The organism is Caballeronia cordobensis (genome assembly GCF_001544575.2).
Taxonomy (GTDB): domain Bacteria; phylum Pseudomonadota; class Gammaproteobacteria; order Burkholderiales; family Burkholderiaceae; genus Caballeronia; species Caballeronia cordobensis.
This window is the reverse complement of the sequence record NZ_FCNY02000020.1, coordinates 1-23,420: the sequence shown is the minus strand read 5'-3', so window position 1 is coordinate 23,420 and position 23,420 is coordinate 1. Positions and strand designations below refer to the sequence as shown.

24 protein-coding genes are annotated in these 23,420 nt (G+C 64.8%); 8 read left to right on the top strand and 16 right to left on the bottom strand.

Annotated elements, in window-relative coordinates:
- Nucleotides 1-99 precede the first annotated feature (99 nt).
- Nucleotides 100-693: a nitroreductase family protein gene (locus tag AWB70_RS29540; RefSeq protein ID WP_053570782.1), complete on the bottom strand. Its 594-nt coding sequence runs from the start codon at nucleotides 691-693 to the stop codon at nucleotides 100-102.
- A 205-nt stretch (nucleotides 694-898) separates the two neighbouring features.
- On the opposite strand from AWB70_RS29540, the gene AWB70_RS29535 reads away from it, so the two are divergent.
- The 4 genes from AWB70_RS29535 (at nucleotide 899) to AWB70_RS29520 (ending at nucleotide 6,354) form a co-directional block, all read left to right on the top strand.
- Nucleotides 899-2,566, top strand: coding sequence for a rhodanese-like domain-containing protein (locus AWB70_RS29535; RefSeq protein ID WP_053570730.1), 1,668 nt, complete (start codon nucleotides 899-901; stop codon nucleotides 2,564-2,566).
- Nucleotides 2,563-3,894, top strand: a complete 1,332-nt coding sequence (locus AWB70_RS29530; RefSeq protein WP_053570731.1) for an LLM class flavin-dependent oxidoreductase — start codon at nucleotides 2,563-2,565, stop codon at nucleotides 3,892-3,894. Before AWB70_RS29535 ends, AWB70_RS29530 begins: the two co-directional genes overlap by 4 nt.
- A gap of 8 nt (nucleotides 3,895-3,902) precedes the next feature.
- Nucleotides 3,903-5,117, top strand: coding sequence for an SfnB family sulfur acquisition oxidoreductase (locus AWB70_RS29525; protein ID WP_235024383.1), 1,215 nt, complete (start codon nucleotides 3,903-3,905; stop codon nucleotides 5,115-5,117).
- 109 nt (nucleotides 5,118-5,226) lie between these two features.
- Nucleotides 5,227-6,354 carry an MBL fold metallo-hydrolase gene (locus AWB70_RS29520; RefSeq protein WP_053570733.1) on the top strand — a complete coding sequence of 376 codons (1,128 nt, stop codon included), beginning with the start codon at nucleotides 5,227-5,229 and terminating at the stop codon, nucleotides 6,352-6,354.
- A gap of 3 nt (nucleotides 6,355-6,357) precedes the next feature.
- On the opposite strand, the gene AWB70_RS29515 is transcribed toward AWB70_RS29520, so the two are convergent.
- Genes AWB70_RS29515 through AWB70_RS29505 form a run of 3 tightly spaced genes read right to left on the bottom strand, consistent with a single transcriptional unit; the run spans nucleotide 6,358 to nucleotide 9,043 of the window.
- Entirely contained in the window at nucleotides 6,358-7,356 is a 999-nt protein-coding gene (locus AWB70_RS29515) for an ABC transporter substrate-binding protein (RefSeq protein WP_053570734.1), read from the bottom strand.
- Nucleotides 7,357-7,383: 27 nt separating this feature from the next.
- Entirely contained in the window at nucleotides 7,384-8,148 is a 765-nt protein-coding gene (locus AWB70_RS29510) for an ABC transporter ATP-binding protein (RefSeq protein ID WP_053570735.1), read from the bottom strand.
- Nucleotides 8,135-9,043, bottom strand: coding sequence for an ABC transporter permease (locus AWB70_RS29505; protein WP_053570736.1), 909 nt, complete (start codon nucleotides 9,041-9,043; stop codon nucleotides 8,135-8,137). Before AWB70_RS29505 ends, AWB70_RS29510 begins: the two co-directional genes overlap by 14 nt.
- A 242-nt stretch (nucleotides 9,044-9,285) precedes the next feature.
- On the opposite strand from AWB70_RS29505, the gene AWB70_RS29500 reads away from it, so the two are divergent.
- Nucleotides 9,286-9,924: an NADPH-dependent FMN reductase gene (locus tag AWB70_RS29500; RefSeq protein WP_053570737.1), complete on the top strand. Its 639-nt coding sequence runs from the start codon at nucleotides 9,286-9,288 to the stop codon at nucleotides 9,922-9,924.
- Between the two features lie 42 nt (nucleotides 9,925-9,966).
- On the opposite strand, the gene AWB70_RS29495 is transcribed toward AWB70_RS29500, so the two are convergent.
- From AWB70_RS29495 to AWB70_RS29470, 6 genes are all read right to left on the bottom strand, one after another.
- Entirely contained in the window at nucleotides 9,967-10,161 is a 195-nt protein-coding gene (locus AWB70_RS29495) for a hypothetical protein (protein WP_041732680.1), read from the bottom strand.
- Nucleotides 10,162-10,281: 120 nt separating this feature from the next.
- Nucleotides 10,282-11,286 carry a glycosyltransferase family 2 protein gene (locus tag AWB70_RS29490; RefSeq protein ID WP_053570738.1) on the bottom strand — a complete coding sequence of 335 codons (1,005 nt, stop codon included), beginning with the start codon at nucleotides 11,284-11,286 and terminating at the stop codon, nucleotides 10,282-10,284.
- Nucleotides 11,287-11,425: 139 nt separating this feature from the next.
- A complete protein-coding gene (locus AWB70_RS29485) occupies nucleotides 11,426-12,664 on the bottom strand; it encodes a multidrug effflux MFS transporter (protein ID WP_053570739.1) in 1,239 nt (412 codons plus the stop codon).
- 114 nt (nucleotides 12,665-12,778) lie between these two features.
- Entirely contained in the window at nucleotides 12,779-12,994 is a 216-nt protein-coding gene (locus AWB70_RS29480) for a hypothetical protein (protein ID WP_087086360.1), read from the bottom strand.
- A 127-nt stretch (nucleotides 12,995-13,121) separates the two neighbouring features.
- Nucleotides 13,122-13,871, bottom strand: a complete 750-nt coding sequence (locus AWB70_RS29475) for a DUF2278 family protein (RefSeq protein WP_053570740.1) — start codon at nucleotides 13,869-13,871, stop codon at nucleotides 13,122-13,124.
- A gap of 93 nt (nucleotides 13,872-13,964) precedes the next feature.
- The gene (locus AWB70_RS29470; RefSeq protein ID WP_082378160.1) at nucleotides 13,965-14,813 is read right to left on the bottom strand and encodes a CHAD domain-containing protein; all 849 of its coding nucleotides are present in this window, start codon (nucleotides 14,811-14,813) and stop codon (nucleotides 13,965-13,967) included.
- 216 nt (nucleotides 14,814-15,029) lie between these two features.
- Between AWB70_RS29470 and AWB70_RS29465 the strand changes: the two genes are divergently transcribed.
- Nucleotides 15,030-15,401, top strand: a complete 372-nt coding sequence (locus AWB70_RS29465; RefSeq protein ID WP_014193755.1) for an NUDIX hydrolase — start codon at nucleotides 15,030-15,032, stop codon at nucleotides 15,399-15,401.
- A 10-nt stretch (nucleotides 15,402-15,411) separates the two neighbouring features.
- On the opposite strand, the gene AWB70_RS29460 is transcribed toward AWB70_RS29465, so the two are convergent.
- Both AWB70_RS29460 and AWB70_RS29455 read right to left on the bottom strand, forming a co-directional pair.
- Nucleotides 15,412-15,771, bottom strand: coding sequence for a BON domain-containing protein (locus tag AWB70_RS29460; RefSeq protein WP_014193756.1), 360 nt, complete (start codon nucleotides 15,769-15,771; stop codon nucleotides 15,412-15,414).
- Nucleotides 15,772-15,876: 105 nt separating this feature from the next.
- Nucleotides 15,877-16,815, bottom strand: coding sequence for a LysR family transcriptional regulator (locus AWB70_RS29455; RefSeq protein WP_053570741.1), 939 nt, complete (start codon nucleotides 16,813-16,815; stop codon nucleotides 15,877-15,879).
- A 120-nt stretch (nucleotides 16,816-16,935) separates the two neighbouring features.
- On the opposite strand from AWB70_RS29455, the gene AWB70_RS29450 reads away from it, so the two are divergent.
- A complete protein-coding gene (locus tag AWB70_RS29450) occupies nucleotides 16,936-17,793 on the top strand; it encodes an oxidoreductase (protein ID WP_053570742.1) in 858 nt (285 codons plus the stop codon).
- A 13-nt stretch (nucleotides 17,794-17,806) separates the two neighbouring features.
- On the opposite strand, the gene AWB70_RS29445 is transcribed toward AWB70_RS29450, so the two are convergent.
- The 4 genes from AWB70_RS29445 to AWB70_RS29430 form a co-directional block, all read right to left on the bottom strand.
- Nucleotides 17,807-18,640, bottom strand: coding sequence for a Rossmann-like and DUF2520 domain-containing protein (locus AWB70_RS29445; protein ID WP_053570743.1), 834 nt, complete (start codon nucleotides 18,638-18,640; stop codon nucleotides 17,807-17,809).
- Complete coding sequence (locus AWB70_RS29440; RefSeq protein WP_014193760.1) at nucleotides 18,640-20,088, bottom strand: aldehyde dehydrogenase family protein; 1,449 nt, start codon at nucleotides 20,086-20,088, stop codon at nucleotides 18,640-18,642. The genes AWB70_RS29445 and AWB70_RS29440 overlap by 1 nt, the downstream gene beginning before the upstream one ends.
- 2 nt (nucleotides 20,089-20,090) lie before the next feature.
- On the bottom strand, nucleotides 20,091-21,194 hold the full coding sequence (locus AWB70_RS29435; protein ID WP_053570744.1) for a tartrate dehydrogenase: 1,104 nt from the start codon (nucleotides 21,192-21,194) through the stop codon (nucleotides 20,091-20,093).
- A gap of 102 nt (nucleotides 21,195-21,296) precedes the next feature.
- Complete coding sequence (locus AWB70_RS29430) at nucleotides 21,297-22,199, bottom strand: LysR family transcriptional regulator (RefSeq protein ID WP_045456247.1); 903 nt, start codon at nucleotides 22,197-22,199, stop codon at nucleotides 21,297-21,299.
- A 237-nt stretch (nucleotides 22,200-22,436) separates the two neighbouring features.
- On the opposite strand from AWB70_RS29430, the gene AWB70_RS29425 reads away from it, so the two are divergent.
- A complete protein-coding gene (locus AWB70_RS29425) occupies nucleotides 22,437-23,309 on the top strand; it encodes an NAD(P)-dependent oxidoreductase (protein WP_053570745.1) in 873 nt (290 codons plus the stop codon).
- The last annotated feature ends 111 nt before the right edge of the window (nucleotides 23,310-23,420 follow it).

Here is a 23,420-nt window from a genome sequence, read left to right as displayed (position 1 = left end):
CGCATGCGGTGCTTATACCACACGCATCGTCGATGACGCGCGGCAACGCGGCGCACGGTCGTGCGAGAGCAGGAGCCAGATCGATAACGACAGCGAAGGTCAGTCCGCCGGCTTCCATCCTCCGAATTGCGCGATATCCGCCAGCGAGAGGCGGGCGCGCGGCGCGCGTTCGCGTTCGGCGAGCGCGGCGGGCAACGCGCCCGCATCGCCATGATGCGCGACGGAAATCACGGAAAGCGCCGTGTAGCGATCGGGAATCGCAAACGCCTCTTCGAAACCCTTCGCATCGAAGCCGCTCATCGCGTGCGCGGCGAGATCCTGCGCATGCGCCTGAAGCAGGAGCGCCAGCGCGGCAGCGCCCGCGTCATAGCTCGCGTTGGGATTCGGCTCGCCTTTGGCGTTGAGCGTATCGGCGAGCACGACGACCAGCACTTGCGCATTCGCGTTCCACGTCTGATTGAACGGCACGAGAAACGAGAACGCGCGCGCGAAGGCGTCGGGATCGTCCGTCTTCTCGAACACGACGAAACGCCACGGCTGCGCGTTATACGCCGAGGGCGCCCAGCGCGCCGCTTCGAGCAGCGCGATCACCTGCGCATGCGCGACGGAACGATCCGCATAGGCGCGCGGACTCCATCGCCCGGCGATCAGCGGATGAATGGCGATATCGGTTGGAGCGGGTCGATGTGTCATGAATGATCGATTCGATAAGGATGAAGGCATGAAACGCGAGATACGCCAGCGCAAGAGCATAAAAGACGCATCGGCTGGCGCGAACCAATTTACGCAGCTATTCAATGCATCGATTCGTGCGAAAGGATCCGCGAAATGATCGGTTCGCGACGAACGCCCGTGCAACGAAGATGATCCCTTTTCATTCTCCGAGGTTTCATCGCCCATGTCCCGCCTCGTGTCTCCCGCGCAATTGCGCACGCTCATCGCTCAACGTAACGAACTCGCCGTGCTCGACGTGCGCGAGGAAGGCGTGTCCGCAAGACGGCGCCTGTTCTACTCGTCGGTCGCGCCGGTCGGGCGTCTCGGGCTGCTCATCGGGCGGCTCGTGCCACGGCGCGGCACACCTGTGATGCTCGTCGATACGAACGGCGAACACACGCCGCGCGCCGCCGCGCTGCTCGCACGCTGGGGCTATACGGATGTATCGATACTGGAAGGCGGGGTCGATGGCTGGGCGCGCGCGGGCTTCGAAATCTTCAGCGGCACGAACGTGCCCGGCAAGGCGTTCGGCGAACTGATCGAGCACGAACTGCACACGCCCAACATCGACGCCGAAACACTGAAAGCGCGCCAGGACGCGGGCGACGATCTCGTCGTGCTCGACTCGCGCCCGTTCGGCGAATTCAACACGATGAACATTCCGGGCGGCATCGACTGCGCCGGGGCGGAGCTGGTCTATCGCGCGCTCGCGGCCGCGCCTTCGCCGGACACGCTCATCGTCGTGAATTGCGCGGGGCGCACGCGCAGCATTCTCGGCGCGCAATCGCTCGTCAACGCGGGCGTGCCGAATCCCGTCGCGGCGCTGACAGGCGGCTCGATGTCGTGGCTGCTCGCGGGCCTCGAACTGGGGCATGGCGAGATCCGCACCGCGCCGCGTCCCGACGCCTCGACGCTCGCCCACGCGCGCGAACTCGCTGCCGCAGCCGCGCGCAAGGCCGATGTGCCCGTGATCAATCGCGAGACGCTCGCCGCGCTGGAACGCGAAAGCGGCGAACGCACGCTGTATCGCTTCGATGTGCGCGATCCGCTCGAATACGAAGCGGGTCATCCGTCGGGATGGCGTTCCGCGCCCGGCGGCCAGCTCGTGCAGGCGACCGACGAATACATCGGCACGCTGCACGCACGCGTGGTACTGCGCGACGACGACGGCGTGCGCGCCCGCATGACGGCGTCATGGCTCAGGCAGCTCGGCTATCTCGACGTGCGCGTGCTCGACGATGCCGCGAGCGCCGCGCTCAGCGCCGATACGTTCGAAGCCGGTCCCGAACCGCTCGCCGTGCGCCCGCATGGCGCGCGCACGCGCTGGATCGAAGCGGATGCGCTGCAGGCCGCGATCGCAGAAGGCCGGGCGCAGGTTATCGATATCGACAGCAGTCTCGCCTTCAGGCGCGCTCACGTGAGCGGCGCGCGTTTCGTCGCGGCAAGCGAACTGCTCACCCGTCTGAACGACTTTGCGCGCGATACGCCACTCGTGCTGACATCGGAAGACGGCGTGCTCGCGGGCGTCGTCGCCGCGGAACTCACGCAGCATCGCGCGGATATCGCCGCGCTGATCGGCGGTACGAAGCGCTGGGGCGCGCTCGGCCTGCCGCTCGCTTCCGGCGACGAACACAACCTCACCGGCGACGACGACGCGTGGTACAGCCCGTATCACGCGCCCGCGGATCGCGTCGCCGAGCAGATGAACGCGTATCTCGCATGGGAACTGCAACTCGTCGCGCAAGTGGAGCGCGACGCGATCGCATCGATCGACGTGCTCGACTTCGGCACCGCCACCGCGCGGCGCAGCCACGAGCATCTGAACGCGCTGAAGGAGAGCACGGCATCATGAGTCACACGCGCCAGTTGCATCTGAATACGAACATCACCGGCGTCGGCCGTCATCCCGCCGGATGGCGCACGCTCGACAATCCGCGCTCGATCGTCGATCTCGATTTCTTCAAGGAGATCGCAACGATCGCCGAACGCGGCAAGCTCGACGCCGTGTTTCTCTCCGATCTGCTCGCGCTGCGCAATCATGCGGAAGGGCCGTCGCAAGCGCTGGAGCCGACCGTGCTACTGACCGCGCTCGCGGGCGCGACGAAGCATGTCGGGCTGATCGGCACGGCATCGACCACGTTCAACGATCCGTTCAATCTCGCGCGGCGCTTCGCATCGGTCGATCATCTGAGCGGCGGGCGCGTCGCCTTCAACGCGGTGACGACCTACGACGCCGCGGCCGCCGCGAACTTCAGCCACGACGTGCCGCTCACGGTCGAAGATCGCTATGCGCGCGCGCAGGAATTTGTCGAAGTCGTGACGAAGCTGTGGGATAGCTGGGAAGACGATGCCTTCGTCGCCGACCCGGCGAGCGGCCGTTACGCCGATCCGTCGCGCGTGCATGCCATCGAGCATCGCGGCGCGCATTTCTCGGTGCGCGGGCCGTCCACCGTGCCGCGCAGTCCGCAAGGGCGGCCCGTGCTCGTGCAGGCCGGTTCGTCCGAAGGCGGCCGTGCGCTCGCCGCGCGCTTCGCCGATGCCGTCTTCACCGCGCAGACCACCTTGCCCACGGCGCAGGCCTTCTATGCCGAGATGAAAGAGCGCGTGCGTCTGCATGGACGCAATCCCGACCACTTCCTGCTGCTGCCCGGTCTGTATCCGGTGATCGGCGGCACGGAGCGCGAAGCGCGCGAGCGCAAGGCCGCACTCGATGCGCTGCTCGACACCGATCGCGAGGTCGCGCGGCTCGCGGGCGCGCTCGGGCTCGCGCCGGACGATCTGCATATCGATGCGCCGCTGCCGTACGAACTCATCGGCAAGGTGACGCGCTCGGATCTCTCGCGCGGATTCATCGATTCGACCGTGGCGCTCGCGAAAAGCGAGAACCTCACGGTGCGCGATCTGCTGGACCGCAATCCGGGCGCGCACCGGATCATCGTCGGCACGCCGGAACAGATTGCGGACGATATCGAGCGCTGGTTCGTCGAGCGCGGCGCGGACGGCTTCAATCTGAATGCGGATGTGTTTCCTTCGGGGCTTGCGGCGTTCGTCGATCACGTCGTGCCGCTCTTGCAGCGCAAGGGCATTTTCCGGCGCGATTACGAAGCCACGACGCTGCGCGGCCATCTGGGCCTGCCGCGTCCCGAAAGCCAGTTTGCACGCGCCGCGCGTGCGGCATGAGAGTTCATATGACCAATAAGATCACCGCCGCCGTCGTTCGGTCCGACGACGAAGCCATTCAAATCGCCCGCCGTCTCGCGCAGGAATTCGCCGTCGATGCATCGCGCCGCGATCGTGAACGCGGCCTGCCGCGGGACGAAGTCCAGCGCTTCAGCGCGTCGGGATTGTGGGGTATCAGCGTGCCGCGCGCGTTCGGCGGTGCGGATGTCTCCGTGCGGACGATCGTCGACGTATTCGAGCTGATCTCGGCGGCGGATTCGTCGCTCGGGCAGATTCCGCAGAATCACTTCGCAACGCTGGAACGGCTTCGGCATGACGGCACGCCGAGTCAGAACGATTTCTTCTTTTCGCGCGCGCTTGCGGGAGAACGCTTCGGCAATGCCACCGCCGAGCCCGGCGACCGGCTGCCGACGGAGCATGAAACGCGGGTGCGCCGAAGCGAGCGCGGTTACGTGCTCACGGGCCGCAAGGTCTATTCGACAGGCGCGCTTTTCGCCGACTGGATACCGGTCGCCGCGCGCGACGACGAAGGCCTGACCGTGACGGCGTTCGTCGCGCGGCATGCGCGCGGCGTCGAGGTCATCGACGACTGGTCGGGCTTCGGGCAGCGTACGACGGCGAGCGGACAGGTCCGGCTCGATGGAGTCGAGCTCGACGAATTGCAGATCGTCAAGCGAAGCCGTCGCCCGAATCTCGATGCGGCGAACGCGGTATCGCAGATCATCCACGCGGCGATCGATCTGGGCATCGGCCGCGCGGCGCTGGACGATACGAAGCGCTTCCTGCGCGAACTATCGCATCCGGCGCGTGGCAGCGCCGTGCAGCATGCGGTCGACGATCCGTTCACGTTGCGCGATATCGGCGCGTTGACGGTCGCGTATCACGCGGCGCAGGCGCTGACCGCGCGCGCGGCTTCGCTCATCGACGATGCTCGCGGCGAGGCGGCTCGCGCGGATGTCGTGGCGGCTATCGTCGCGACGGCCGAAGCCAAGATACTCACCACGCAATTCGCTCTCGACGCATCGAACAAGCTCTTCGAACTGGCGGGCACGCAATCGACGCTGGCGGCGCATAACCTCGACCGGCATTGGCGCAATGCAAGAACGCATACCCTGCATGACAGCGTGCGATGGAAGTATCACGCGGTGGGGCAATACGCGTTGAATGACCTGGCTTGCGATCCGTATACATACGCGCATCCCTATTCGCCGGTGGGCGATTGAATGCATGAACGAATCCGTTCCTAAGGGCATGTCCTCATCAGTTCACAGTAACGCTGCCCTATATTGAACGGATGAAGTGATCGCGTGAGTGTCATCGGAGGAGGCCGTCATGCTGCGATGCGCGCACCCGCATTGGCCATCCCGCCGCCTGTTCCTTTGCTGTAGCGCGTCGGCTGCGCTCGATGCGCTGATCGGCACGCTGCTTGTCCGCTCATCCGTCGCGCGTGCCGAACCCATTTCCGGCGAAGTGCCGACCGTCGATCGCGTCGCGCTGCGCGTCGTCACGGACAGCTATCAACTGGCGATCGCGCCCAGCGGACGATTCGGCAACGTCGAGGTGACACGCTTCGGCATGCCGCCCGCGGGCAAGTCGCTGTTGGGCGAGTTCGGTCTTGCCATGCACGTCGAATCGAACGCGGGCGGCGAAGCGCGCAACATGCTCATCGATTTCGGCTTCACCTCGGACACGCTGGAGAATAATCTCGCGATGCTCGGCATCGCGCCCGAAACGCTCGATGCACTCGTGCTGAGCCACGGGCACTACGATCACTTCGGTGGCCTCGCCGGCTTTCTCGAACATAACCAGCGCAAGCTGCGGCCCGATCTGCCGCTCTATATCGGCGGCGAAGAAGCCTTCTGCACGCGTGAGTGGACCGCCGGAAAAATCGAAGACTTCGGTTATATCGATCGTCGCGCGCTCGCCGACGCCAGACTCAAGGTTCTCGTCGCCGGCACACCGTCGGTCATCGCCGGACAAGGCTTTACCACCGGCAACATTCCAACGTTATCGTTCGAGAAAGTCCAGTCTCCGAGCCGCATGCACGTGGGCATCAAGGACGGCATCGGCTGCTATCCCGACGAACTGCCCGCCGAGAAGCAGAGCGTGCAGGTGATCGCCGACGACTTCCAGCACGAGCTCGCGACCTGCTTCAACGTCAAGGGGCGCGGTCTCGTCGTGATCACCTCGTGCAGCCATCGCGGCGTGGTGAATACCGTCCGCCGCGCGATGCAGGTATCGGGCGTGAAGAAAATCCATGCGGTCGCGGGCGGCTTTCACCTCGCGCCGCAAAAGGAAGACTATGTCAGACAGACCGTCACCGAGCTGATGGAAATGCGCCCCGACTACATCGTGCCGATGCATTGCACGGGCGAACCGTTCGCGCAAATGCTGCAGAAAGACTATCCCGCGACGTTCATCCGGTCGTACACGGGCAGCCGCTATGTCTTCGGTACGTGAATCTCAGCGCGCCGCCACCGCCTGCGCATCGAATACCGGATTAAACTCGACATCGACCTGGATCTTGTTCTTGATGTCGCCCGAGCGGTAAAGCGTATCCGCGATGCGCTGTTCGCGCTCGACCAGTTGCTTGTCGAGCGGATAGAAAACGGATCGCCCGTTCTCCGCCGAAAACTTCGCGCGCGACGGGCTCTGCTTCATCTTCTCCAGATAGATCTTCTCGACGGCCGGCACGTTCTGCGCCCACCACGTCCACGAGTGCTTCAGGCGCCCGAGAAAATCTCCGAGCGCGCGGCTCTTTGCCGGATCACGCAATACTTCCGTGCGCGCCGTGAAGACCGACAGCGCAGGAATATCGAGCTCGTCGCTCTTGATGACGACGCGCGCATCGCCCTTGTCCACCGTTTCCTTCACCGGTCCGTAGCCGCCCGAATACACCGCCACCTGCCCCGCATTGAACGCCGACGCCGACACGTTGCCATCGCCGAACTTCACGCCCTGAAAGTCCTTCGGCTTGAGATCGGCCTTGTTATACGACAGCACGTATTGCAGATAATTGAAGCCGCCGAAGTTATAGCCCCACGTCTTGCCGCGCAGATCGGCGAGGCTCTTCACGTCGGCATCCTTGCGCACGACGGTGACGATCGGCGGATAGCTGCTGTCGGGATTGCGCCATCCCGCGATGATCTGCAACGGCGCGCTCTCCTGCGTCCACGGCGCGCGCGCGTTGCCCTGTTCGATGATGAGCGACGTATCGCCCATCAGGCCCACGTCGAGCACTTTCGAATAGAGCGCGGAAAGCTGCGCGGCGGGGCCCGTCAGCACGGCCCATTTCACTTTATAAGGCGTACCGTCGAGCACGTGCGACGCCTCGACGATGTGCGGCCACGCGGCATCCTGCGTGCCGATGGTCAGCGTGAGCGGTTCGTCGGCGAATGCGGATGCCGACACGGCGAAAAGATTCGCGACGAGCAAAGCGGTAAGGCGTTTCCTGATACGCATGTTTATTTCGTTATCCCTATGAACTTGTTATGCGGCTTTGCGCGGCGCATCCTGCGTCACGCCGAGTTCCGCGAGCAGCCGCGTTCTAAGCGCGATGGCCGCTTCATCGCTGCGCGAGCGCGGCCGTGGAAGATCGACGACGACATCCGCGCCGATCTCTCCTTGCGACAGCACCACGATGCGATCCGACAGCAGAATCGCTTCGTCGATGTCGTGCGTCACCAGTACGACCGCCGGCGTATGCGCACGCCACAAGCGCGCGACGAGCTCGTACATGCGGATGCGCGTGAGCGCATCGAGCGCGGCGAAGGGCTCGTCGAGCAAGAGCAGCTTCGGCTCGCGCACGAGCGCGCGCGCCAGTGCGACGCGCTGCGCCTCGCCGCCCGACAGTGTCTTCGGCCAGCCGTCGGCATGCGGCGTCAGGCCGACTTCATCGAGCGCGGCGAGTGCGGAAGGCTTCGCCGCGCCGAGCCGGCCGTGGCCGATCACGACGTTCTCCCACACGCGTTTGGCAGGCACGAGACGCGGCTCCTGGAACACGACGGAGCGCGCGCCCGCCACGCGCACGCGGCCGCTGTCGGCCTGATCGAGACCGGCGAGGATGCGCAGGAGCGTGGTCTTGCCCGCGCCGGACGCGCCGAGCATCGAGACGAACTGGCCGCGCTTGACGTTCAGCGACAGGTTGTTCAGCACGGCGCGGCCGGCAAACACGCGGCTCACGCCATCGAGTTCGAGCGCGGTCTCGCGTTCGTCGTCGAAGCGCCGGGCGAAGGCGTTATCAGGCGAGCTCAAAGCGCGGCCTCCACGGAAGAGCGAGATGTTCGAGCGCGCGCATGACGAGATCGGTCACGATGCCGAGCGCCGCATACACGAGAATGCCCGCGATGATGATGTCCGCGCGCTGATTCTGGTTCGCGTTGACGAGGATGTAGCCGATGCCGTTCTGCGCATTGATCTGCTCCGCGACGACGAGCGCGAGCAACGCCACCGCCGACGAATAGCGCACGCCGACGAGTATCGAGGGCAACGCTGTCGGCAAGATGATGCGCAGTGCGATCTGCCGGTTCGACAGGCCGAACACGTGCGCGGCTTCGAGCAGCTTCGGATCGACGCCGCGCACGCCTGCATAGGTGTTGAGATACATCGGGAAGATGGTGGCCGCGAGAATCACCGCGACCTTCGCGCCCTCGCCGATGCCGAACCACGTAATGAAAAGCGGAATCAGCGCGATGAACGGAATGGTGCGCAGCATTTGCAGCGGCGCATCGACGATCTCTTCGCCCACGCGCCACAGTCCCGCGAAAAGGCCCGCGAAGAGGCCGATGCCGCCGCCTATCGCAAGCCCCGTCGCGGCGCGCACCAGCGATACGCCGATCGCGCTTTGCAATTCTCCATCGGCGATCAATTCCTTCAATGCTTCGACGATGACCGTGGGCGGCGGCAAGGTTTCGGGCGCGATGAACTGCAGCGACGACGCGAGCTGCCACAGCACGATGAGCGCAAGCGGCACGCCGGCGCGCAAGGCGCGCGAACGCAGGACGGACCATTTCAGCGTGCTTTGGCGGCGCACTTCGCGCGTCGGCAGATCGATGAGCGCGCGTGCATCGCTCGCAGGCCCGGCCGTGCGTTCAGGCGTCGCGCCTGGGCCGAACCCGAGCGCGGCGGAAGGAAAACGTGGGACGTTCATGGGCGTTCGCTGAAAGAAATGGAACGTCCGATGGTACGGGCGCCTTTCATCGCTTCAAACGAACGCTTTGCCAGATGCTATGCGCACGCGGCGTCATTTGTTTTCCCGCGCCGCCGTATAGGCCGTCCGCGTGCATTGCTTAGCAGATTAGCTTGGTTGGCGAATGCCGCGCGCTCCCATAACGTATATGGATGACGTCCTTAAATTAGAACGCGTTTCCCGACATTCCAGGAGTATCGATCTTGTCTCGATTCAATTCATCGCGACGGCCACGCGTGGTCGGCATCGGCGGCACGACGCGGCCTCAGTCGTCGACCGAACGGGCGCTCGCTTTCGCCTTGCGCGGTGCGCAGGAAGCCGGCGCGAGCGTGCAGCTTTTCGGCGGCGCGTTCCTGCACAGCTTGCCGCACTATGCGCCGGAAACGCGCGAACTGACCGACGAGCAGCATGAACTCATCGAAGCGGTGCGCGCGGCGGATGCGCTCGTCATCGCGACGCCGGGTTATCACGGCGGCATCTCGGGCCTCGTAAAAAATGCGCTCGATACACTCGAAGAGCTGCGTCTGGACGATCGTCCCTATCTCGATGGCCGCGCGGTCGGCAGCATCGTCACGGCTTATGGATGGCAGGCGGCGGGCACGGTGCTCACATCGTTGCGCTCGATCGTACACGCGTTGCGCGGATGGCCGACGCCTTTCGGCGCCGCGGTCAACACGCTGGAAACGCGCTTCGAATCCGCCGATACGTGTTCCGATCCGAAGATCGCCGAGCAGCTTCGCACGGTGGGACGGCAGGCGTCGAGCTTTGCGCTCGCGTTCGGCGCTGCGCGCACCGACGACGCACATGAATCGGAACGGCGCATCGCGCTCGCGCAGCATTGAGCGTCGCGAGATAGGGCTGCGCATTGCGCGCAGCCTCGCCTGTCAGTGCAGCGGCGACTCTCCCGGCAACTGGAAGACGTCGACGGTATAGCCCATGTTGAAATAGCCCGCGCGGGCATAGGCGGAAATATGTTCGAGCTGTTCCGCGCGGGTGGTGTCGTTGGGCGCAGGCGCGGCATGCGCCGCGTCGTCTTTCGTGAAGTGCTTACGCACGTATCGAGTCAGGAAGTGCGGCATGGCTCGTCTCCAGGGCATGCGTCGATAGCTCGAATCTAGGCTGGAAATCGCGCTTAGACAAACAAGCTTTTCTGCAATGCATTACAGGCCGCACCGCCGTGGGGCATCGCGCCCGCGCGCTCAGACGCCGGTCCGCTCCAGGACGGCGGCGACGGCCGGTGAAACGAAGCCGCGCATGGCCTGCACGTGCGACGCGTCGATGAGTTTATTGTCGCGATACACGCCCGCCGCTTGCGCCAGCCGGTCGAGCACGATGCCATGCACGATGGGGCTCGCCTGCCCATAGTCGCAAGCCTCGGCCGCGACGAGCCTCTCAACTGCGCGCACGGTGCCGATGAAAGCGTCCGTGTAAGGCGCATAGAGGTTGCTGAACAGGGCGACGACGCGGTCGATGTCCTGTGAATCGAGCCCCGGATACCACAGCGACAGCAGGCGGCGACGCGCGATCTGCAAGTACTCGCGCGCCACGCCCTCGCGGCTATTGGTGAAGCTCGCGCAATGCGACCTGTGCTCGGTGAGCACGTCGTCGACGTTCGCGAGCTCGCCGCCGCCGGCCATGATCGAGGTGAGATAGTCGAGATCCTCGGCGCTCACGGCGGCCTCGTCGAAGCGGATGCGATGCCTGCGGACGAATGAGCCGCGCACCATGATCGTGCCGCCGCTTATCGTGTTGAGTCCGTCCAAGAGGTGCGCCTTGATGTCGCCATCGGCGAGCGAGCAGTAGGCGATACCCTCGGGCACGTCGCCGAATACGCGCGCGTGCGATCCGGCGGCCGCCAGCCGGGCGTTGTCCCTGAACGCGGCCACCTGAACGGCGAGCCTTGCCGGCAGGGCAATGTCGTCGGCGTCGAGTCGCGCGATGAACTCGCCGCGCGCCGCATCGAAGCCCGCGTTGGACGCGACGCTGATGCCCTGGTTGCGATCGAAGTGGATGAGACGGATGCGCGGATCGTCGCGGGCGGCGTGCCGCGCGGCGGACAGCGTCTGATCGGACGAGCCGTCGTTCACGACGATCAGTTGCCAGTCATCGAGCGTCTGGTTCTGGATCGAGGCGATCGCTTCGCCAATGAATGATTCCGCATTGAAAGCCGGAATGACGACAGTGACGAGAGGCGAAGATGACAAGAGGGTCTCGGGCAGCCAGCGGAAGTAGTGCGATCGAGTATAGGCGCTTGCGATTTGCGGTCTGCTAGGAGGCCTCCCAAGTCAGGTTGCGCAAAAGCATATAGATCATTTCGCGAAATGCAGCGACATCACGCCGCGTTCAAGCGGCATCGGCTTTGCCGCTCACCGCGCCGCCGGCCTGCGCCTGTTCCAGATGGCGCAGAAGCAGCGTCACCATCGCGACGACCGTGAACGCAAGAATCACGAAAAACACCGCGAGCGGCGTGAGGTTCTGCACCGAAACGAAGCCGGCCACGCCCATCATCGCCGACGAGACGAGCAGCAGCGCGCAGCCGAGAATCGCCGCCGTCAGCCCCGCGATGTGCGGAAACAGCGAGTTGCCCTTCGCCATGAACGTGGGGTACATCGCGCCCGCGCAGAAGCCCATCACGAGAACGGGCGCGCAGAGCGTCCACACCGTGAGACCGATGCTGAGCGACAGCAGCAGCATGACGACCGACGCGCCCGCCATCACGCGCGCGCCGATGCGCAGCCGTTGCTCGGCGCCCGGCAGACGCGGGCCCTGCAGGCGGTTCGACAGCCCGCCCAGAAAGTACATCATGCCGATGGCGAGCGCGAGATAGCCGAAGTAAGTCGGCGGCTTGTGCAGCGTGTTCTGCACCATGAACGGACCGACCACGTTGAACACCAGCAAGATGCTGTAGCACAGACCCTGCGCGAGAAAGCAGCTCTGGAACACGCGGCTCGACAGGACCTTCCCCGCGTTCGAGATCAGCGTGCGCGGCGCGAGACGCACGGGCGTTTGCAAGGTCTCGCGATAACGCCATACGAACGCCGACATCACGATTGCGTAGATCAGCAGAAACACGAGACAGGCTTTCCAGCCGAACCACGTCTGCAAGTGCGCGCCGATCACGGGCGCGACGATCGGCGCGAATCCCCATGCGATCGACATGTAGGTGAACACGTGCATCAGCGCCTGACCTGAGAACGAATCCGTGATGATGGTCTTCGCGAGCAGATTCGTCGCGGCGATGCCGAAGCCTTGCAGGCAGCGCGCGAACAGGAAGGCTTCGAGACTCGTCGCGGCAAGCGAGAGCAGGCAGCCAAGCGTGAAGACGGCGAGCCCGAACGCCAGCAAGCGCTTGCGGCCGTAGGCATCGGCGATGGGGCCCAGCACGAGCTGGCCGATCGCATACGCCGCCATGTAGCCGGAGACGCTCGACTGGATCGCCTGCGGCGAAGTGGCGAAATAGCGCGCCATCGCGGGTAGCGCGGGCACGTAGATGTCGATGGCGAGCTGCCCCGCCGAAGCGAACAGGCACACCAGAAACAGCAGGAAACGCGGGGAATTCTTCTCGGGATGAGCGTGGTTCATGACAACGATGAATGAGCGGGACGGCGGCCTCTGCGGCCTGTCCGGACGGCGGATTCATCGTATTGTGCCTGTCAAATTCAGCGAACGCTGTAAAGCCCACGTCGCGCGCAGTGATCAACCGGCCCGCCTGCCCTGCTGATCGATCCACAGCCGCGCCCAGCGCCACGCATAGGCGACCGCATGATCAGCTTCGAAGAAGTAATCGAGGGCATCGAACGTGAACGACGCGTCGTGAGGCGACGCGCCGCGCCCGATGGTCAGGTTCGCGGCGAAAAGGCCGCTCGGCAAGGCGTGCGCGGAGGGCTCGACTTCGTATCCCTTGTATCGCATGAATGGTCCCGTGAAGAAGCGTGCGGAGCGGTTCATGCTAGTACGGGCGGTGTCTCGCACCAACGAAGACATCGGCGTTAGCTAATCACGCGGCGCGTCAGTTGTTCTTCAGCGCGCGATCGCCGCGTTACGACTTGCCGTTCAGAATGGGATGCGATTGCCCAGGTATCGGGCGGCCGCGATTATCGGTCGGAACGAGTTGCGTCTGGAATGCCACGAAAAGCGCCTGAAACCGGCCATCGATTTCGACCATCACCGCGCCATCCTGGAACACGCCGTTCTCGTTCGAATGGTCCTTCACGCGGCTGCCCTTGTCCGGCTTCGGATTGCCCTGGTTCATATGCGTTTCGTGAAGGCCGTCCTTTGCCGGTTCGAACAGAAAGCCGAAGGCATACACGGTGACATCCCTGACAGGCTTCCAGCCGAGACGATGGTCCTTGTAGCCCGGCGTCGGATAAACGTAATCGATGCCATCGGCGGACATGTCGAGTTGCAGCATCTCATCGAGCAGCGCGTTGATATCGTTGCGCTCGTGCGCGGTGTCGAGCGGGATCGGGCGCATCGCGGGCAGATCGACGAGCCGCGTATCGTGCACATAATCGAGCTTCGGGAAGCCCGTCATCGAAACGCCCGCCGGCAGTTTCGCGAGATCGGCGGTCATCGGATGATCGAAGTACGCGTTCCAGAGATACAGCACGAGATAACCGGCCGGCCCCGTCAGCGAACTGTCCGACTTCACATTGGTGACGATGCGGAATTCCCGGCCCTGCGCGTCGTCGCTGACGATCACATAGTGCGGGTCGCCCTTGTAGCCGTCGAGAAAGGGCACGCCCAGCCTGAGCTTGCCTTTGAAAAGAACGTATTCGTTGCGCGCCATGATGCCGCTTCCATGAAGTGAGCGATCATTTTGATGCGGCAAGTGTGACATTCTTCTGTCCGGCGCGCGATGCAGCCCGCTGTCATGTGCATATCAGCGAATCGCTTTTCGCGCGGCCTTGAAGCGCTGCTTCTGTTCGGCGTCGAGCGCGCGCAGCGCATGCCTGGTTTCGCTGCCGCCCACGTCGAGGGTGCCTTGAGATAGCAGTTCGTGACTCGCGACCACATCGTTCAATGCGCCGAAACGCTTTTGCAGGCGCTTCAGGCTCTTTACCTTCGAGCGTAGTTTCGGCTTGATATCGGCATCGAAGAACTCGAGCAGATAGCGCACTTTCTTTCCGGCCTTGCGCACTTCGTGATACGCCGCGTAGTCCGACCGCTTCGCACGCAGCGCGCGCTTGATGCGCTTTTTCAACTGACCGCGCGCCGCGTCGATCCGTTTCTTTGCGAATCGTTCGACGGGCACGCGCTTGCGTCCCGTGTTGAGTTGCTGGTTCGCTTCCTTCAGCCCGGTCCACAACACATGCTTGACGTCCGCATTGGCAATGGTCTCGATGCTCGTCGCGAGCACCGATGCACGGCGCGTCTTCACGGGCTCGTCGAGCCCTTTTACATCGAGTGTTTTCATCAGTTCGAGCAGGATGTCCCAGTCGCGCGCGCTGCCCGCCGACGTCGCCAGATACTTGAAGACCGCGCGCTGGCGCGTGTCGAAATCCTCGTCCAGCAAGGGACGGTAAGCCCAGAACAAGGTGCGCAGGCGGCGCAGCGCGACCCGCAGCTTGTGCAGCTCTTCCGGCTCCGAATGCTTGTCGAGCGTGGACGCATGTCGGGTCGCTTCCTCGATCAGCGGCGAAGCGAGATCGCCGAAGCGCGATTGCGCCGTTTCGGGCTTTGCGCGCTTGTCGTCGCGGTTGGCATCGCGCCGGTCGTCGTTCAAGGTCATGGCGTTCCCCTCGTGAATGCTGTCTGTAATGCAACATGCGTACCCGCTCGCACGATGCCGAGGAACACGTCTTGCGCAATGCGCAACACGGGAATTGCCACTATTTGTGCGGGCCCCACAACGACATAAGCGTTGGGTACACTTAGACCCGCTCGCGGGACGCACCCGGCGAGCTAAAGACCAAAAACGAACGAGAAAACGCTATTCGGAGCCAGCTTGAGGAAGCGCGCTACAGTCATCTGTCGACGAGGCAATCACATTTTGCTGGTGACGCGGCGGCGCACCAAATGGGCGCTGCCCGGCGGCATGCTCAAGCGCGGCGAGCACCTGCCCGACGCCGCGCTGCGCGAGCTCAAGGAAGAAACGCGTCTGTCGGGCAAGTCGGCGAAGTTTCTGTTTGAGCACCGCGGACGGCAAAAGCAGCACCACGTATTCTTTTGTGATGTGCCGAAGAACGCCAAGCCGCGGGCCAGCAACGAAATCGATCGTTGCCGGTGGGTTCATCTCTCCGAAATCGCGCGGCTCGCCACCAGCTCGCCAACCAAGCTGATCGTCAAGGCGCTCAACGGCAATCGCGGCAAACGCTAGCCGCGCTGCGTTACTGCCCGCCTTCCTGAATCGTCAGGACATTCTTCACGGAGGTTACGCCTTCGACGCCCTTCGCGACGGAAGCGGCCTTGTCGATCTGCGAGGCGTCGGCGACGTGTCCGGCGAGCGTGATGACGCCGTTCTTCGCGATCACGTTCATGCCGGCCGAATCGACGCCGCCTTTTTGCAGCGCCTGCCGCACTTTCTTGGCAAGCTCCCGGTTGGCCTTTCGAACCGACGCCTTCGACGGCTTGGCACTCGCGGCCGGTGCGGTCGTGCCGGACGCCGCATCGGTTTGCGGCCACGCGCTGACGGAAAAGACAACCGCCGTGGCGGCGGCGGCGAGTTTGAGCGCATTGATCGTTTTCATCGCTTGGCTCCAGAGTGGCTTCATGGTCACAGAGGCACGATGAATTCTAGTCGGCCATGCGCCGTATCCAAGGAATAGTTACATCCATCAGGAGAACCATTCGATTCAGGCGGCTGAAAACGCGCGCAATTCCGCGTCCGACAGGAAGAAATCGCGGTTATCCGCGAGCTTTTCAACGATGAAATCGATGAACGTTCGCACGCGCAAGGGCTGCGCCGTGCGGTGCCGGTAATAGAGGTAGATCGATTCGCGTTGCGTCAGATGTTGCGTGAGCAAGGGCACGAGCCGTCCCTCGCGAATGGGCGTGGCCGCCGAAAAGCTCCCGAGCTGACCGATCGCGAGTCCGGCGAGCACCGCGTCGGCTTCGGCATCGATATCGTTCGCGCAGAGCGCCGCCGCGATCTCGCGGTACACGATTTCATCGCCGATCATGAATTCCCACGGCGCTTCCTTGCCCGTGTTCGCGCGCCGGTAGCCGGTGCAGCGATGCGCGGCGAGATCGTCGACGGTGCGCGGCGCGCCGTATCGATCAATGTAAGCCGGCGACGCGCACACGACGAGCTGGATCGGCGCCAGCCGCCGCGCGATGGCGCCGGCGGCGGGCGGCGATCCGCCACGAAAACCGACATCGGCGCGTTCCTCGACGAGATCGGTGAAATGGTCGTCGAAACGCACGTCGAGCGCGACATCGGGATACCGCGCGGCGAATTCGAGCACGCACGGCCACAGCGCGCGCCGCAGCGCTCTCGGCGCGCTCACGCGCAACGGACCGGCGATATGCTCCTTCGCGCTCTTCGCCTCGGCGATGGCGGAGGACAGCATCTCGAGCGCCGGCCCGACGTTCTGCAACAGCCGCTGCCCTTCTTCCGTGAGGCTCAGCTTGCGCGTCGTGCGATGAAAAACGCGCACGCCGAGCGCGTTTTCGAGCTGCATGACCGCGTGACTCGCGGCCTGCGGCGAAATCCCCTGATCGATGGCCGCGCGCCGCAGGCTGCCGAGGGCGGCGGCGCGCACGAAGATGGAAATCGCGCGGACTTCGTTCATGACGCGCTCCGATTCGCAAATAAAAGTTGATTATCAGTCTAGCGTTGTGTGGCTAGTTCGTGCGAATCGGCCGTCCTATGCTTCGTTTCACCTTCACCACCGACATGAACGGAGCACATCATGAGCAACGCAAGCCAACAGCAATTCAAGCGCGTCTGGTTCATCACGGGCGCGTCGCGCGGCCTCGGCGCACTGATCGCCCAGGCGGCGCTCGACGACGGCAACGCGGTCGTCGCCGCGGGCCGCAACGCGGCGGCGATCGTCGAGCGTTTCGGCGAATCGCCCGCGCTTTTGCCCGTCGCGCTCGACGTCACGAACGAAGCGCAGGCCAAAGCGGCGGTCGATGCCGCCGTCGCGAAGTTCGGCCGCATCGATGTGCTGGTCAACAATGCGGGCTTCGGCCTGCTCGCGGCCGTCGAGGAATCCAGCGACGCCGACGTGCGCCGCATGTACGACACCAACGTCTTCGGCCTGCTCAACGTGACGCGCGCCGTGCTGCCCGTCATGCGCGCGCAACGCAGCGGACACGTCGTGAACATGTCGTCGATCGGCGGCTATCGCTCGGGCGCGGGCTTCGGGGTCTATTGCTCGACGAAATTCGCCGTCGAAGGCATTACCGAAGCGCTGCACGCGGAGTTGCAGCCGCTCGGCATTCACGCGACGGTCGTCGAGCCGGGCTACTTCCGCACGGACTTTCTGGATGCGTCGTCGCTCGTGGTCGGCAAGGAGATCATCGACGATTACGATGCGAGCTCGGGCAACGTGCGGCGCTTCGCCGTCGGCATGAATCACAATCAGCCGGGCGATCCGGACAAGCTCGCGACCGCGCTCATCGCGCTCGCCGACGCGCCCACGCCGCCGCTGCGCCTGCCGCTCGGCACCGACACGCTGAAGGCGATCGCGGAGAAAAACGCGTATGTGGCGGCCGAAACGGCGAACTGGCAGGCCTTGTCGGCCTCGACGGATTTCGCGAGCTGACCGGGCGGGCGCCTCACGTCTCGCGCACTGTGCCGGTACGCGCGAGGCGCGTCGCCAGCGCCGAGAGCGCGTCGTAGGCCTCGCGCGAAACGGCGTCCCACGCGCCGATCGCGTGCGCCTGCGATTCGACCACCGCGCGGTCGCCACGCGCGGCGGGACCGGTCAGCGCGTCCTTCGGGCCGAGCGCGAGCACGTTGTCGACGGCATTGCGCGACAGCGTATGCATCATGTCGTCGATGAGCGGCTGCGGAATGCCCGCCGCCTGCCACATCTCGACCGACATCGCCGCGAGCACCGGCAGAAAGTTCGACGCGACGACCGCCGCCGCGTGATAAAGCTGCTTGCTGCCCGGATCGATCTCGAAGCAGCGCGCGCCGATGGCCGCGAGCACCTCGCTCCATGCGGCGCGCGCGGCGGCGTCGCCTTCGAGCCCGCACGGCGTGCCTTCGAACTGAAACACGGCCGTGCCCGGATGGGCAAAGCTCAGCATCGGATGCGCGCTCGCCACGCTCCAGCCGATCGCGCGCAGGGGCGCGAGCGTGTCGGCGTCGAGCGCGCCGCTGCAATGCACGGCAAGCGCGGGCGCCTCGTCCTTGCGATGGCGCGCGAGCGCCTGCGCCACCTCGGCGATACGCATGTCGGGCACCGACAGCAGCCAGATATCGGCGGGGCGCAGCGCGGTTAGGTCGTCGAGCGCGCGGCCCGCGCCGATGAAATCGACCGCGTCGCGCGCGTGCGCGATATCGCTGTCGCATACGTCGCCGATATCGAGCACGCGGTTCGCGACGATCAGATTGCCGAGCGTCGCGCCCACGCGTCCCGCGCCGATGATGTTGAGAATCCCCATCAGCCGTGTTTGATCGCGATCGTCTTCAGGCTCGTGAAACCGTACAGCGCCTCGAAGCCCTTTTCGCGTCCGTGGCCGCTCGCCTTCACGCCGCCGAACGGCAACTCCACGCCGCCGCCCGCGCCGTAGTTGTTCACGAACACCTGACCCGCCTGCAGCTTGCGCGCGAGACGCAAGCCACGCGAGCCGTCGCGCGTCCACACGCCCGCGACCAGCCCGTAGTTCGTGCCGTTGGCGAGCTTCACCGCTTCGGCTTCGTCATCGAACGGCATCACGGCGAGCACCGGGCCGAACACTTCTTCCTGCGCGAGCCTGCTTTGCGGCGGCACATCCCGAAACAGCACGGCTTCCTGGAAGTAGCCGTTGCGCGACGCTTCCACCGCGATCTTCCCGCGCGCGGCGACGCGAATGCCTTGCGCTTCCGCTTCCTCGACCATGCCGCGCACGCGCGTCTGCTGCTTCTTGTTGACGAGCGGGCCCGTGTCCAGATCCATCGACGAAGGGCCGGTGCGCAGCGCTTCGAAACGTTGCGCGAGACGCTCGATCACCGTTTCGTAGATGCCGCGCTGAACCAGCAGGCGGCTGCCCGCCGAGCACGTCTGTCCGGCGTTCTGCACGATCGCATTGAGGATGACGGGCAGGGCTTCGTCGAGATCGGCGTCGTCGAAAACGAGTTGCGGCGATTTGCCGCCCAGTTCCAGCACGCTCGGGCAATGACGTTCCGCCGCCGTGCGTCCGACGAGCGCGCCCGTCGCCGTCGAGCCGGTGAACGAGATATGGCCGATGCCTCCGTTCGCCGACAATGCCGCGCCCGCTTCGCTGCCGAGGCCGGTGACGACGTTGATCGCGCCCGCCGGAAAGCCGGCCTCGGCGGCGATTTCAGCGAGCCGCAGAATCGACAGGCTCGCGTCCTCCGCCGGTTTCACGACGCAGGCATTGCCCGCCGCGAGCGACGCGCCGACGCTGCGCCCGTAAATCTGCATCGGGTAATTCCACGGAATGATGTGCCCCGTCACGCCGATCGGCTCGCGCACCGTCAGCACGGTGAAGCCGGTCGTGTACGGCAGCGTTTCGCCGTGCAGCTTGTCGACGCAGCCCGCGTAATACTGGAGATAGCGCGCGAGCACGGCGGCGTCGGTGCGGGCGGTCTTGAGCGCCTTGCCGGTGTCGCGCGCTTCGAGTTGCGCGAGTTCGTCGGCATTTTTCAGCACGGCGTCGGCATACGCGAACATCAGATTCGCGCGCTCGACCGGCGCGAGCTTCGCCCACGGGCCGTCGAGCGCGTCGCCCATCGCCGCGCGCGCGGCCGTCACGGCGAGATCGATATCAGCGGCATTGCCGCGCGCGATCGCCGCGAACGGCTCGCCCGTGCTGGGGTCGATGACATCGAGCGATTCGCCGTTCTCGCCCGCCTTCCACGCATTGCCGATGAAATGTCGATATTCCATGCTTACTCCGAGATTGCCGCGTGTTCCGTGACGGCTGCGGCGATGGCCGTGCCGACTTCGATGGTGTTCGCCGTGCCGCCCATGTCCGGCGTGCGCGGGCCGTTTTCGAGCACGCGTTCGATGGCCGAGACGATGGTTTTCGCCGCCGCTTCGTAGCGCGCTTCGCCGCGTCCGAGGTGCTGCAGCATCAGCGCGGCCGACCAAATCTGCCCGATCGGATTCGCGATGCCCTTGCCCGCGATATCCGGCGCCGAGCCGTGCACCGGCTCGAACAGCGACGGGAAACGCCGCTCCGGATTCAGATTCGCCGAAGGCGCGATGCCGATGGTGCCCGTGCATGCCGGACCGAGATCCGAAAGAATGTCGCCGAAAAGATTCGACGCCACGACCACATCGAAACGGTCCGGATGCTGCACGAAATGCGCGCACAGAATGTCGATGTGGAACTTGTTCGTCGCGATGTCGGGGTAACGCTTCGCCGCTTCGGCGAGACGTTCGTCCCAGTAGGGCATCGTGATCGAGATGCCGTTCGATTTCGTCGCGGCGGTGAGCTGCTTTTTCGGTCGGCCTTGCGCGAGCTGGAAGGCGAAATCGAGAATGCGATCGACGCCCGTGCGCGTGAACACCGCTTGCTGCGTGGCGAATTCGCGCTCGGTGCCTTCGAACATGCGCCCGCCGACCGACGAATATTCGCCCTCGGTGTTCTCGCGCACCACCAGAAAATCGATCTCGCCCGGCTTGCGGTTCGCGAGCGGCGAAGGCACGCCGGGCATCAGGCGCACGGGGCGCAGGTTCACGTATTGATCGAACTCCCGGCGAATCCTGATGATCGATTCCCACACGGCGGTGTGATCCGGCACGACGTCGGGCGTGCCGACCGCGCCGAAGAAAATCGCGTCGTGCTTGCCGATCTGCTTGTCCCAGTCGGCGGGCATCATCGTGCCGTGCTGCACGTAGTGCTCGGTGCACCACGACGCGAATTCGTCGAAGTCGAGCGCGATGTCATAACGCGCAGCGGCGGCCTTCAGCACGCGCAGCCCTTCGACCATGACTTCCTTGCCGATGCCGTCGCCCGGAATGACGGCGATATGATGCGTTGTTGTCATTGCGCTTGTCTCCTGATTTTCGACGCGGATTCAATCTAGCGGACGCTCTCGCGTGAAGGAAGTGCGAATCCGGGAACGGGAGGCTTCGAATATCCGCAAGGGCTAGCCGGGCGCAACGAGCGAGGCGGGCGCAAAGCCGCTCAGGAAATCGAAGAGCCTGCGCGCGGGCAGCGGCGCCGCGCCGGCGCGAATCCCGACCGACATCACGCGCTCGGCCCACGGATTCGTCAGGCGGATAAAACGCAGGCGCATGGGCTCGCGAAAGAGCCGCACCGCGCCTTCCGGCAGCAGGCCGATGCCCTGCCCGGCCGCGATCAGGCGGCACATCGCCTCGAAGCTCTGCACCTGCACGCGAAAGCGGATCGTGCGGCCCGCGAGCGCGGCTTCCTTCACCAGCATGCGCGTGACCTCGGCCTTATCGTCGAGACCGACGATATCGTGCGCGAGCAGCGCCTTGAACTCGATCTCGTCGCCTTGCAACACGTGATCTTCCGGCACGACGACGCTGATGCGATCCGTGCAGTACGGCGCGAGCCGGATGCCTTCCATGCCCACTTGCGACGTCACCACGCCGACATCCGCGCGGCCCTCGCGCAAGGCCTGAAGAATGTCCATGCTGCGCAATTCGCTGATATGCAGCTTGATGTCCTGATACCGCTGCGAGAACGCGCGCAGATGATCGGGCAAATCCTGGCTGATCGCGGAGATATTGGCGAACACGCGCACGCGGCCGACCGAGCCTTTGGTGTAATCGGAAAGCTCGCTGTAGATCGCGTCGGTCTTGAGCAGCAGTTCGGTGGCGTGCCGCGCGAGCGCTTCGCCCGCGGGCGTGGGCTCGACGCCCGCCGAGGTGCGGTTCAGCAAGCCGACGCGAAAGTGATGTTCGAGCAGCGCGATGCGACGGCTCGCGGTCGAGAGCGACATATGAGATTGCTGCGCCGCTTTGGACAGGCTGCCCATTTCGACTGCGCGTAGAAAAAGAGCCAGCGACGTGAGATCGAACAAAACGCAACGCTCCGAAGGATCATGCCGCGCAGTATGGCATTCGCCCGGCGCACGCTGCGACGCAACGGGCTATGGGAAAACCCTAGGTCGAGCGGGCGAGGTGTTCGAACTATTCGAAATCCCGCTTCGCCGATTTCGCATATCACCCACGCCCGGCAGCCGCTACATTTCCTCTGTCCCGCTGCGTCCCGCGCGTGCAGCGGCTAAAAAATCCGACGACACACGAAGAGACACAGCATGAAACAGCGTATCGGCATGATCGGCATCGGCCTGATGGGGCACGGCATCGCACGCAACGTCATGAAGCATGGCTATCCGCTGACGGTAGTCGAGCATCCCGGCAATCAGCCGCTCGACGAACTGCGCGCGGGCGGCGTGAAGACCGCCGCGAACGGCGCAGCGCTCGCGCGCGAATCGGACATCGTGATTCTGTGCGTGACGGGTTCGCCCGAAGTGGAAGCGGTTCTGACCGCGCCCGATGGCGTGCTCGCGGGCTTGCAGCCCGGCGCGATCGTGATCGACTGCTCGACCGCCGTGCCGGCATCGACGCAACGCATGGCCGCGCTCGTCACCGAAGCGGGCGGACTGTTCGTCGATGCGCCGATGACGCGCACCGCGAAGGAAGCGCACGAAGGCCGCCTGAATCTGCTGGTCGGCGCGTCGGCCGAGCTGTTCGCGCGCATCGAGCCGCTCTTGCGGACCTATGCGGAGAACGTGACGCTCGTCGGCGGCGTGGGCGCGGGGCACAGCATGAAACTGCTGCACAACTTCGTCTCGCTCGGCACCATCGCGCTCATCTCCGAAGCGGCGGCTTGCGCAAAGCGCGCGGGCGTCGATGCGCACACGTTCGTCGATGTGCTCGCGAAAGGCGGCGGCGGCGGCGCGGCGCTGGAGCGGCTGCGTCCCTCGCTCGTGGCTGGCGATCCGTCCGGCATGCCGTTTCACATGTCCAATGCGCTGAAGGATCTCGGCTACTACGTGACGATGGCGGGCGACAACGACGCCGTCGATGCGATCGCCGCCGCCGTGCGCGCAACGTATGCGGATGCGGTCGAGCAAGGCGGCGCGCATCGCACCTTGCTGGAGTTGCCGAACCTGCTGGGCGACTGAACGCGCAATAAAAAAGCCGCTCGTTCGAGCGGCTTCAGACTGCTGACCAACCCCACGTTTTCTCAACGTGGGGTTTTCTTTTTCACCCGAAGGCGATTTGAGCGCTCACCG